This window comes from Advenella mandrilli, assembly GCF_016595155.1.
Taxonomy (GTDB): domain Bacteria; phylum Pseudomonadota; class Gammaproteobacteria; order Burkholderiales; family Burkholderiaceae_B; genus Advenella; species Advenella mandrilli.
Genome location: NZ_JAENGP010000010.1, coordinates 100187 through 112915, shown reverse-complemented (window position 1 = coordinate 112915; position 12729 = coordinate 100187). Strand labels below are relative to the sequence as shown.

At 46.7% G+C, this 12729-nt stretch carries 9 protein-coding genes; 3 read left to right on the top strand and 6 right to left on the bottom strand.

Features of this window, described 5'->3' with window-relative positions:
• The 6 genes from JHL22_RS09885 to flhD all read right to left on the bottom strand — a co-directional run bounded on the left by JHL22_RS09885 (nt 1) and on the right by flhD (nt 7778).
• Nucleotides 1-2229, bottom strand: a complete 2229-nt coding sequence (locus tag JHL22_RS09885) for a chemotaxis protein CheW (protein ID WP_200236611.1) — start codon at nt 2227-2229, stop codon at nt 1-3.
• A gap of 11 nt (nt 2230-2240) precedes the next feature.
• Nucleotides 2241-4025 (bottom strand): flagellar motor protein MotB, encoded by a 1785-nt coding sequence (motB, locus tag JHL22_RS09880; protein WP_200236608.1) that lies wholly within the window; start codon nt 4023-4025, stop codon nt 2241-2243.
• A gap of 9 nt (nt 4026-4034) precedes the next feature.
• Nucleotides 4035-4898: a flagellar motor stator protein MotA gene (gene motA / locus JHL22_RS09875; protein WP_200236605.1), complete on the bottom strand. Its 864-nt coding sequence runs from the start codon at nt 4896-4898 to the stop codon at nt 4035-4037.
• A gap of 124 nt (nt 4899-5022) precedes the next feature.
• The gene (locus JHL22_RS09870) at nt 5023-6606 is read right to left on the bottom strand and encodes a methyl-accepting chemotaxis protein (protein ID WP_200236601.1); all 1584 of its coding nucleotides are present in this window, start codon (nt 6604-6606) and stop codon (nt 5023-5025) included.
• Nucleotides 6607-6834: 228 nt separating this feature from the next.
• Nucleotides 6835-7425, bottom strand: a complete 591-nt coding sequence (gene flhC / locus JHL22_RS09865; RefSeq protein ID WP_329610660.1) for a flagellar transcriptional regulator FlhC — start codon at nt 7423-7425, stop codon at nt 6835-6837.
• The gene (flhD, locus tag JHL22_RS09860) at nt 7422-7778 is read right to left on the bottom strand and encodes a flagellar transcriptional regulator FlhD (protein ID WP_407926770.1); all 357 of its coding nucleotides are present in this window, start codon (nt 7776-7778) and stop codon (nt 7422-7424) included. The genes flhC and flhD overlap by 4 nt, the downstream gene beginning before the upstream one ends.
• A gap of 1068 nt (nt 7779-8846) precedes the next feature.
• On the opposite strand from flhD, the gene JHL22_RS09855 reads away from it, so the two are divergent.
• The 3 genes from JHL22_RS09855 to JHL22_RS09845 all read left to right on the top strand — a co-directional run bounded on the left by JHL22_RS09855 (nt 8847) and on the right by JHL22_RS09845 (nt 12681).
• Nucleotides 8847-10013, top strand: a complete 1167-nt coding sequence (locus JHL22_RS09855; RefSeq protein WP_200236598.1) for a TRAP transporter substrate-binding protein — start codon at nt 8847-8849, stop codon at nt 10011-10013.
• Nucleotides 10014-10132: 119 nt separating this feature from the next.
• Nucleotides 10133-10759, top strand: a complete 627-nt coding sequence (locus JHL22_RS09850; protein WP_200236595.1) for a TRAP transporter small permease subunit — start codon at nt 10133-10135, stop codon at nt 10757-10759.
• The gene (locus JHL22_RS09845; protein ID WP_200236593.1) at nt 10756-12681 is read left to right on the top strand and encodes a TRAP transporter large permease; all 1926 of its coding nucleotides are present in this window, start codon (nt 10756-10758) and stop codon (nt 12679-12681) included. Before JHL22_RS09850 ends, JHL22_RS09845 begins: the two co-directional genes overlap by 4 nt.
• The last annotated feature ends 48 nt before the right edge of the window (nt 12682-12729 follow it).

Sequence of the window (12729 nt, the reverse complement as noted above, 5' to 3'; positions counted from 1 at the left end):
TTAAACTCTCTCTTGTTGTAGTACAGGGGTATTGAATCCCGAACCGTAAGCCGCCAATCCGACCTTGTTTTGCTCAAGAATGGCAGCCGCGTCCAGAATCAGGGCTACACTGCCATCACCCAAAATGGTGGCTCCGGACACGCACGGTACCCGCTTGAAATGTGTTTCAAGGTTTTTGACAACCACCTGATGCTGCCCCAACAGCTGATCTACCGCCAAGGCATAGCGGCTTTTGCCGACCTGTAAAACGGCAATAATAGATTTTTCCAGATCTCGTTCTGTATCGGGAATAGAAAAAATTTCCCATAAATTAATAATGGGCAAATGCTCTCCGCGCAATAACAGCAAGGCTTTGTTTTCCTCAAGCATGCGCAGTTGATCAGCCGTCGGTTGCAGGCATTCAACAATATGGCTTAAAGAAAGGACAAATCGTTCATTCCCGGACTGCACCGTCATACCATCCATAATAGCTAGCGTAAGTGGCAATGAGATCCGGATGGTGGTGCCCTTGCCCTTTTCGGATTCAATCTGCGTGAGTCCGCCCAGCTCCTGGATATTGCGCTTGACGACATCCATGCCGACACCACGGCCGGATACATCCGTCACTTTTTCTGCGGTAGAAAACCCGGCTTCGAAAATAAGCATGAAGGCCTGATCATCGGTCATATTGTGCGAGGCAGGCAGTCCTTTTTCAATCGCTTTATTAATCAGTTTTTCACGATCCATCCCTGCGCCATCGTCAATGACCTCGATAATAATACGTCCGCCCTGATGTTGCGCACTAATGGTAATTTTGCCCAATGGGTCTTTATCTGCCGCCATGCGCAGGTCGGGCATTTCAATACCATGATCAATACTGTTACGAATCAGATGGGTCAAAGGGTCTATCATGCGCTCGATCAAGCCCTTGTCCAGTTCGGTTCCTCCACCCTTGGTAACCAGTTCAATCTGCTTGCCCAGTTTTCCCGCCGTTTCCCGCACCAGTCGGGGAAAGCGTCCGAAAGCGTAATCCATGGGCATCATGCGCAAGGTCATGATCGCCTCTTGCATGGTACGTAAGGCACTGCCCATATGCTCAATATCCTGTATTAGCGAAGCGTGCTCAATTGGGTCCAGTGACTGATTGGCCTGCATCAGGATAGATTGGTTGATCACCATTTCACCCACCTGGTTAACCAGTTGATCCACTTTCTGAATAGGCACCCGGATTGTGCCGCTTTCTTTATTCGCGGCTGCAGTTTTGGGCTGCGGCTGTTTTACCGATGCCTCACTGACGGTTTTTGCCGTGAGCGTGGTTTCAGGGGTCGCTGCAGGCGTGGTTGCAGCAACGGCATTGCCTGCCGCTAATGACGGGATTGGTTCATTTTGGCTATTGTTCGCGCCTGATGCCGGCTTGGCTTGTGCCTGAGCTACAAGTGAAGCCTCTTGCGTTGGTGCGGACGTTACCGGTGTAGCGACCGAAGACTGCGTAGCGGGCTCTGGTGCCGCCAATACGTCTTCTTCCACTTTAATTTGTGCTTCATCAATCACAAAACAGCACACGGCAATAATATCTTCGGGCGGCAAGGCAGAGCTTATCCAATAGTAATATTCATTGCCCGAATTTGATTGCCGGATATGCGTCCCCATGATGCCCAATTCATTATGCAAGGACAAACGGTCTTTTTCCAATACGTCGATCAAGGTGACTTTTAACCGCTTTTCGCCTTCAGGAATCTCAACTTCCGGTATTTCTTCAGCTTTCTCTTCTGGCTTATTTTTATGCGCCTTAGCCGCTTCAATCACCTGATTTGCTTCTTGTACTGCAGTAACAACAGGTTTTGTTTCTGGCTGCTTTGCCTCACCCAGTTGCTGCAACATGACCAGCAGCGCCTGGGCACTTTCACTGCTTGGCACCTGCTGCTCCCGGTAAGCCTGTACCAAGTCCCACAACACATCTTTGGCTTTTAAAAAAACACTAATCGCCTCATGCGTCAGGGGCATTTTTCCATTGCGGACCAGATCAAGAATATTTTCCAGTTTATGCGTGGTGCTAACCAGGTCATCAAAAACACCAAAAGCCGCCGCCCCACCCTTGATGGAATGGGCGCAGCGAAAAATCGCATTCAGTGATTCGTGATCAGGCGACTCGGGATCCAGCGACAGCAAGGTCTGCTCCATACCCTGGAGAAGCTCTTGGGCCTCATCAAAAAACGTATCATGAAACTCACTTAAATCTGGGCTGCTCATATACTTGTCTGTCACTGATAAAAATTGTTAAGAAGAATGCTCCTGAGATCAATTTCCGTATCAACCGCTCTGGTCGATGGGCCCGTTTTGGCCATGCCGGAATTACTCCCGGAGCCGCTTTTACTTACAGACGACACCGTACTTGCCTTGGGTGGAGGCACTCCCTGCTTTGCGACGATGCCCTTCTTCTCTGCAGCGACGCTCATCTCTGAACTGGCGCTCTTGGCTGGAGACGCTTTCGTCGTTGATGCGGGTTTCTTCCCGGAAGCGGTTTTCCTCACTGGCTCTGCTTTTTTCGCAGGCGCTACTTTTTTCACTGGCTCCGCTGTCTTCGCTGGATTCGCCTTCTTCACAAATACCGGATCCTTGCCCGTTACATCAGTCGCAGGCGAGTTTTCAACCCTCCTGCTTACATTAACGGCAGGGTTTTCAATTTTCTTTACTGGTTCAATCAGATTCCGGTTTTTATTTTGTGAAACCAGCGAGGTGGTTGAAACCTGCCCTGCCCCCGATGAGGGAGGAATCGCTGCCGTTGCGGTTCCCAGCAGGGAGCCCACAACTGTATCGGCTGTCTGCCACAAAATATTTTCCTGCTTGCCTATAGAAGGAGAAGGCATTATCTTTTCAATGTCATACCCACTGTCACCCAGGCCCTGAACCAACTGAACCGCCTTTTCACTGTCTGCCTGCTCACTATCCGCCTGCCCCGCAACAACAGGATCGGCAAGCACCTTATTCACCACCGAAACCATACCCGGTAACGGGATAAACACCTGACGGGCAGATGAATCAGACTGGGCTTTGGGAACCTGGGCAAGGGTTGCAGAATTAATCGAGGAAGAAAGGGGGGGGTGTACGCTACTTAACGAAGAAACGGAGGGAGTCTCGTGCCTGTCTTTTGCATGTTGCAATCTTGCATCCAGATCTTCCTGCTTCAAACCAGGCGAAGCATTCATTTTCTCAAGCACTTGTTCGGCTTTATGATTCAGCACCACGATGCTGATGCGCCGGTTAATCGGTGAATAGGGATCATCCTTAACCAGGTTAATCGTTGACGACAAGCCCAGTATGCGTCTTATCTTGCTTTCAGACAGACCGTTATTCACCAACGCCTGCCGGGCAGAATTGGCCCGGTCGGCTGACAGCTCCCAATTACTATATGCATGCTCACCGGTTACATATTGGGTGGCATCGGTATGGCCGCCAATGGAAATCCCGTTGGGCATGTCATTAAGCAAGGGCGCGAGTTCTTTAAGGATGTAAATCATTTCCGGGTTAAGCTGCGCGCTACCCGTGGCAAACATGGGTTGCTGCTGATTATCCAGAATTTGAATACGCAATCCCTCTGGCGTCATGTCCATGACCATTTGTGGCTTGAAATTCTTCAGAGTCGGATTGTTTTCTATTTGCAAATCGACATTGCGTTTCAGGTTTTCCAGACGCTCGCTATCTTCACTCTGCTCACTTCGACTGACTTGCGGAATCAGGGAAGTAATTTCTTGTAAGGCACTTTTAGTGGGAATGGGAGATGGCGTACCTCCGCCAGGAATCACGTTTCGACTGGCTGGCACATAAGGATCACCGGTTACAGCTGAAATAAGCGGTCGCCTGAAATAATCCGCCAGATCTTTAAGCTCGCTTTTTGGCACCAGCGACAAAATCCACATCACCAGAAAAAAAGCCATCATGGCCGTCATGAAGTCTGCATAAGCAATTTTCCATGAACCACTTGAATGCCCCTCTTCGTGAGAAGTGCGTTTTTTCCGGATAACTATACGGGGCGCATTACCTGACATACTTTATGTTTACTTGGAAGATTTGGACAATTGGACCTGTTCATCAAGCTCCGTAAATGAAGGGCGAACCGAAGAAAACAGGACTTTACGACCAAATTCAACTGCAACAGCAGGCAAATAGCCGTGCATATAGGCAAGCAAAGTGACCTTGATGCATTCCAATGTCTTATAGCTTTCGTTATTTCGTCGCTCGATGGCATCGGCGACGGGATAGACAAAGCCGTATGCCATTAAAATTCCCAGAAAAGTCCCCACCATTGCTTTGGAAATCAGGTCTCCTAAAATAGCCGGTGGCTGGTCAATTGATGCCAGTGCCTTAACGACCCCCAGAACGGCGGCCACAATCCCAAAAGCCGGAAGACCGTCACCCACTGCCTTGAGGCCTTTTACCGGCACGTTCATTTCGTGGCGATAGGTATCAATTTCCTCATCCATGAGCTGCTCAAGCTCAAAAGCGCTCATGTTACTGGTGATAATCATTCGGAAATAATCACAGATAAAATTCAGCACTCTTGGATCATTAAGCACCATGGGGAACTGGCTAAAAACATCACTTTCATGGGGCGCTTCAATATGCGCTTCAATCACATTCTTGCCTTCACTTTTGGCTTTTCGGGTCAGGACAAAAAGGCAGGAAAGAATTTCCAGATAGAGCGCCTTGTCATATTTATTCTTTCTGAAAAGCCGCGCCAGGCTGTTACCCAACTGTTTGACTGAACGCATATTATTGGCAGCCACGTAGGCACCCAGTGCAGCACCACCAATAAGAACCAGCTCAAGAGGCTGAAAAAGGGCACTAAGGTGCCCGCCCATACCAACATAGGCCCCAAAAACACAAACTAATACAATACTGTATCCAATGACGACTAACACGCTAGCCCCTTACCCGCACCCGAAGGCACCAAAACTGACCAAAATATCATTTTACTGGCAGGGCGCCCCAGCCATTGAATAGAATAGCCAACTAAAACCGCCTTACTTCTGCATTTAGCCTGGCTTAACCCTGCATATTATTAAGCACACCAATGGATTGCTTGAGCTCTTGCGCCTGCTGCCCAAGTTCGACAGAGGTTTGTGACAGGTTTTGCACCATCGCCGAGTTCTGATGGACGGCGTTATCCATCTGATTAACCGCCAGGTTGATTTGTTGCAAACCACTTGATTGCTCAACCGATGCGGTGGAAATTTCAGCCATGATATTCACCATGCCCTGCACCGAATCCATAATCTCTTTCATGACACTGCCCGCTTCTTCTGCCAGGCGCGAACTTTGCGTCACGTCCTCTACCGAAGCAAGCACCAAAGCCTTGATTTCCTTGGCGGCCTCAGAGCTTTTTTGAGATAAATTACGTACCTCAGCGGCCACCACACCAAACCCGCGCCCGGCCTCACCCGCACGGGCTGATTCCACACTGGCATTAATCGCCAGCAGGTTGGTCTGGAAGGCAATATCCTCAATAATTTTGACAATGCTTTCAATTTTTCTTGAACTGTCGTTCATCTCTTCCATGGAGCGAACCACCTGATTGACCTTGTCACTGCCATTTTCGGCCACCCGCAATCCATCCAGGGCAATCGTGTTGGCTGAACGCGCATTCTCGGCATTTTGCCTGACGGTGACGGTTAACTCTTCAAGGCTGGCTGCCGTTTCCTGCAGCGATGCCGCCTGATCTTCCGTTTGCATGGCCAGCGTCTGGCTGTTTTTCTGCAATGTCGTTACAATCATAGAGTTGGCATCCGCACCGGACATAACCTCTCCACTAATGCCGATCAGCGCCTTTCGCATCATATCCAGAAAGTAATACAACTCACCCATCTCGTTTTTCGGAATTGAATCCACGCTATTATTCAGGTTGCCCGCTGAAATCTGGCGAATAATATCTGCCGCACCAACGATAGGCCGCTTGATCTGACTGGCCAGCTTCATGGACAGCAGCACGATGGCCAAAACAAACAAAGCCATAATCCCAAACAGCGTTGTGTTACCACCCGGCAATTGCGTTTGTGTAACCGCCACCCATACCGGAAACACCATGCCCACTACCGACAGCAATCCCAGCCTCATCAGACCAGGCGCGAATCCTTTTTGAAAAATACGGCTAACGCGGGCAAATACCCGACGAATCCCCAAAGGCACTTTCTGGCCTTGCTTGATCGTATAAGGAATTTTCTCGCCATTATTAATCTGCCTGTAAAAGGTCTCGGCCTTGGCGATACTTTCAGGATCGGCCTTGACCCTGACTGAGGCATAACCACTCACTTCATTATTCTGAAAGATAGGTGTCACGTTGGCTAATACCCAATAAAAACCGCCATCTTTGCGACGGTTTTTAACCAGACCGATCCAGGGTTTCCTGTTTTGCGCACTTTCCCATAAATCCCGGAACGCAAGTTCTGGCATATCAGGATGCCGAATAATATTATGGGGCTTGCCGATCAACTCTTCCCTGGCGAAGCCGCTAATTTCCACAAAAGCCGGATTACAGTAAGTAATCCGCCCCTTGAGATCCGTCTTGGAGATGAGGTACTGGTCATCCTGGACCAGGGTTTCAATATCGTTAACAGGCAAATTCTTACGCATGATTCAGGCAATCCATCCAGGCTATTTACGTCAGCCAATAATTGTTAATAGTTTTCAGTGCAGTATTACTATTACTTCTTAACGTCAATAAATTACATTTATTTAATTTTCAACGTATGAGACGACCATTGAAGCAGCCAAAAACGGGTTGCAGCACAAACATAAAAGAAGTCAGCAAACACAGCGCAAGCCGATCATCTATAACAAGAGCGGCTCTTGGGAAACTGTTTAAAATTTGCCGTAATAAGAGCTGGCAGCCTGCTTGTTAAGCATGCCTACTATTCGGGCTGGGGGCTTACACATAACACAAACAAAACCGTTTTCAAGTTCGTGTTTGTGGGTCACAAATGCAGTATTGCATTGCGAACAGATGGACATTTGCAATAATTCGCTTTTAAAGAACCGAACCAGCATCCAGGCACGGGTAAAACTTAATACCGGCTCATTGCTTTTTTCGTCCCAGGCACGTTTGACTTCATCATGCTCAAGATAAAGCGTGTAAGCATCAATAACCGCCTGAATCCCCTGTGTTTCAGTGTTATTAACCAGATTAAGGTAAATGCTGTAAAACAGGGTCGCATGTATATTCTGGTAAAACGACATAAACCAGTCGGTGGAATAAGGCAGCATACCCTTGGGCGGAGAACGGTGATGGATCTCATGATAAAGCCGGGAAAGCCGGTCACTGCTTAAATCGGTTTCTGCTTCAAGAACCTGCAAGCGGGCACCCAGTTGTATCATCTGGCTTGCCAGCGAAATATCCATACCATCTTTAAGAACACTTTTTTGTTTTGCCCTGGCTTTCACCTTTTCGCTCACTGCGAAACCTCTTGCATGACCTGATCAGGCTCTTGCTGGGCAAGCATCATTGAAGCATGGACCTGTTTAAGCGTACCATTCATGCCATCTTTGGTCAGGGCGCCAAGCAATGCGATATCGTTAAGGCGAAACCCACAAATAAGGGAGTTTGAGGAAGCCAGCGATAATACCTGCGAAGTACTTAACTCTACCAACAACCCGGCAACATCCTTGCCAAGCCCTAAACGGTACATGCCTTTGGAAAAATCATCCCGCAACATACGTTGAGCCAATAGCAAATAAGACAAGTTAACTTCTCTTAACTCATTCACCAGGTTACTGTCCTGCATAAAGGGAGATTGGCTAATACTCATCATTCTTGATCACTTATTAAATTTATTCGGAAACACAAGTAAAAGTTATGGCAACAAAAAGCTGCCTCAGCAAAAAACACCCAGGGTAAAATTTCAATACGTTCCTGAAACTATTGTTCACAAACTTGTTAAATAAAAAATTTATTAACAAAGCTGTCATCATAAAAAAAATATATTAAATTCTTATGAATCCTACCGTAAACCCTTAATGACAAAGTCATGGTTTTATGTTTTATTAATTGCTTGAATGCATGAATTATGCCTACTTGATATAAAAAAACAAGAATAGCCGTATACAAACCACTTTGTTATAGCCACTTAAGCCCCCCCTTCTCACCCCCAAAAACCACCACAATTAATAACAATTATTCCAATAATAAAAAGCCAAAATCATTGAAAATTAAATTTTTTTACAAACAAAAGTATTAGCAAACAAAAATACACTGAAAATGAAAATTTTTTTCATAAAAATGAAAACCCTCAAAATTTACATTCCTTAAAGATCTGTAGTTACATTGAGTTTCAAAATTAAGGCTGATTTGTTGTTTTAAAATTTAAAATTTTTAATTAAAACTATTTAATTAAAAATTTTCTTAAAAAATAACTCAATATTTTTATTTACACCTGCCATTAAAACCGCACTTACCAACCTACACAGACATGCCTGAAAATCCACATTGCTAATTTATTGCAAAATATTTCAATTCTGCACAAAATTGATTTTTCTTGATTTATATCAAAGCAAAAAATTGTAAATAAAATAGTACACAAAATGTAAATTTTTATCAAGCTGAAAAATTCATATTCTCTATCAATGGGATCACTTTTCCCACGCGCCTGCGTGTGAACTTCCCCTAATTACAACCATTTATCAGGCTTTTCGAGACCGGCAAAATGAAATGGCCGCCCTTCAAATTACATTTAAATATAGGCACTTACACTAACTCCATTAATCTTGACAATGAATATCAGAGTGCGTATAAATTTACTTGGAGTCGCAGTCTGTAGCACAAAAACTAAATCATTATTAATTATCACTAGTTGTATCAGCCACCCAGGAGACACACCATGGCTAATCACAGTCCTGCAAAAAAAGCGTCCACCACCCCACCCCCAACAGAATCACGCCGTAAGTTCCTTGGCACCGCAGCGGCCGGTACAGCCGCCGCGGTAGGCATGGGTTTTCCGGCCATTGTCAGCGCCCAAACCCCGGTCAGTTTCCGCTTTCAAAGCACTTGGCCAACCGTAGATATTTTTCACGAATACGCCCTTGATTTTGCTAAAAAAGTCAATGACATGACCGGCGGAGAACTTAAAATTGAGGTCCTTCCAGCCGGTGCTGTGGTACCCGCCTTTGCCTTGCTGGATGCCGTTTCAAAAGGAACCCTTGACGGTGGCCATGGCGTACTTGGTTATAGTTATGGAAAACAGAATGCACTTGCCCTGTTTTCTTCCGGCCCAGCCTATGGCATGGATGCCAATATGTTGCTTGCCTGGTTTAAATACGGCGGTGGCAATGAATTGCTGGTCAAATTATATGACTCTATTGGCGGCAATGTGATTTCTTTCCTTAGCGGCCCAATGCCTACCCAACCCTTGGGCTGGTTCAAAAAACCTATTGCCAAAGCAGAAGACCTGAAAGGCCTGAAATTCCGTACCAACGGACTGGCCATTGACCTGTTTACCGCCATGGGCGCTGCCGTTAATGCTCTGCCTGGCGGTGAAATCGTCCCCGCCCTTGATCGTGGCCTCCTGGACGGCGCGGAATTTAACAACGCCTCATCAGACCGCCTGCTTGGTTTTCCTGATGTTTCCAAAGTGTGCATGCTACAAAGTTTTCACCAGTCTTCAGAAACCTTTGAAATTACCTTCAATAAAGATAAATACAATGCACTGCCAGACAAAATGAAAGCGATCATTGAAAATGCCGTTGAAGCCGCCTCGGCTGATATGTCATGGAAAGCCATAGACCGCTATTCACAAGATTACGTCAAACTGAAAACCGAAGACAATGTCAAATTCTACAAAACACCTGACTCCATCCTTCAACAACAATTGACGACCTGGGACGATATTATTGCCAAAAAAGCGGAAAGCAATGCCCTGTTTAAGGAAATTGAACAGTCGCAACGTGCTTTTGCTGAACGTGCCCTGGCATGGGATATGGATACCAACAATAACCGTCGTATGGCTTACAACCATTATTTTGCCCGGCCCGCTGCCAAAAAGTCCTAAAACGCTGGTACTCGCGTCTGTAAACCAATAACTGGTTTACAGACCTTCCTGTCATTTTCATGCCTATCAGGGATGAAAATGACCTCTTTGTATCAATCAATACTGCCAGGCGACTCTTTATGCAAAAAATATTGCGCTTTATTGATAAAGTTAATACGCTGATCGGACAAATATTCAGTTGGTGTGCACTCATACTCACCTTGTTTGTAACCTATGAAGTTTTCTCCCGTTATGCATTGCATCAACCTCATGCCTGGGCATTTGATGTCATGAATATGCTTTATGGTGCACTCTTCATGATGGCCGGTGCTTATACCCTGGGGAAAAACGGCCATGTTCGCGGTGACGTGCTTTATGGTTTTTTTCCTGCTCGCTTACAAGCCAGCCTGGATTTTATCCTTTATTTTATTTTTTTCTTTCCAGGGATTATTGCCTTGGTATGGGCAGGTTACAACTACGCCTCTGAATCCTGGATCATCAATGAGCACTCTACCATTACCGCCGATGGTCCGCCCATTTACCCATTCAAGGCCATCATTCCGATTGCCGGTTTTGCCCTGCTTTTACAGGGATTCGTTGAAGTGGTCAGATGCATTGCGTGCCTGAAAAAGGGCGAATGGCCGTCACGCGATATTGATGTTGAAGAAGTGGACGTTGATAAATTGAAAGATATGGTCCATGTTTCAACTGAAGACATCATTCAAGCAGATGAATATATAACAGATAAAAACAGGAATAAGTCATGAAAAAAGAAGCCTGGTTCGGACTTACTATATTATTCGGCATTATTATTACCCTGTTTATTTTCATGCCTGCTCCGGCTGACATCACGAATGGTCATATGGGCCTGCTCATGCTGGCCTTAATTGTTGCGGCCATCATGCTGGGGTTTCCCACTGCCTTTACGCTAATGGGCATGGGTGTAGGTTTTACCTTATATGCTTACCAGGATATGGGTACGCGGCTAGCTGTGGAACAAACCCTTGACCTGATGGTTCTGCGTACCTACGCCGTCATGACTAATGATGTACTTATTGCGGTTCCTTTATTCATTTTCATGGGCTATCTGGTTGAGCGCGCCAACCTGATTGAAAAATTGTTCAATAGCCTGCACCTGGTGATGGCACGCATCCCAGGCTCTTTGGCAGTTGCGACGATTATTACCTGTGCCGTTTTTGCCACGGCAACCGGTATTGTTGGTGCTGTGGTCACGTTGATGGGATTGCTTGCACTACCCGCCATGCTTAAAGCAGGTTACGATGTTAAGCTTTCTGCTGGTTCTATTACCGCAGGCGGATGCTTGGGCATCATGATCCCACCTTCCGTACTGTTAATTGTATATGGTGCCGTAGCGGGTGTCTCGGTGGTCAAACTATATGCAGCCGCCTTTTTCCCTGGCCTCATGCTGGCCACGCTTTATGTAGTTTACGTCATTATCCTGGCCAAACTCAAACCAAAGATGGCGCCCCCCCTGTCTGAAGAAGATAAACGCATTACCCTACCCGAATTTGCGGAAAACATAAAAAACGCCATCAGTAACAAAGCCTTACCAGGCCTGTTAACTGCCCTGAAAGGCAAACGCAATGCCAGCATGCCCGCAAAAACCCTGCTTTATCAACTTTTTATTACCTTATTGCCAGCCATCGTTTTCTTTGGTGCCATGGGCATTACCTACGGGATTGTTACCGCCCCTGCTCCCCAACAAACCTATGAATTGCAAGAAATGGGATTCGGCTCATTTGACACCCCGTCTGACAGTTACAGCAGCGGCCTGGCAGAGCCCCCCGGAGCCGGCGGATTGGCTGAACCTCCGGGCACCTTGAACGAACCTCCCGGGGCCGAGCCTATGGCACAAGCCGCCGTTGAAGAAGTCACCGCTACAGAAACCGTCATCGCTGATGAAGCGGGCAGAACCAATGCCCCCATGACATTCTGGATTATTTTCTTTACAGGTCTGGCCCTGTTGCTCATCTTTTATACATTTTTTACCTTTGCCCGGCTGGAAATTTTCAAAATGCTTCTGGCCTCCTTCTTCCCGCTGGCCATTCTGATCCTGGCCGTACTGGGTAGTATTGTATTTGGTTTTGCCACTCCATCAGAAGCCGCTGCCATGGGGGCATTTGGCGGGCTATTACTGGCATTTGCCTATCGACGCCTGAATATGGCCATGCTCAAGGAGTCCATGTACCTGGCAGCCAAAACCAGCGCCATGGTGTGCTGGCTATTTGTCGGTTCCAGTATCTTCTCTGCCGCTTTTGCCTTATTGGGTGGACAGGAAATTATTAACGCCTGGGTTTTATCAATGGACTTGACGCCTGTTGAATTCATGATCATGGCTCAAATTGTAATTTTCCTGCTAGGCTGGCCACTTGAATGGACGGAAATCATTGTCATTTTCATGCCCATTTTCCTGCCCTTACTAGGTCACTATAATATTGATCCCCTGTTTTTTGGCATCCTGGTCGCCCTTAACCTGCAAACTGCTTTCCTTTCACCCCCCGTGGCCATGTCCGCCTTCTATTTAAAAGGAGTGGCGCCACCACACGTTACCCTGAACCAGATCTTCCTGGGCATGCTGCCCTTTATGGGCATCCAGATATTTGCCCTGATCCTGCTTTATGTCTTCCCACAGATTGGTTTGTGGCTACCCGAGGTTTTATATAAATAATCAATCAACGGTTGGCGTCCCTCCGTGAAGCAAATGCCGCTAAACAGC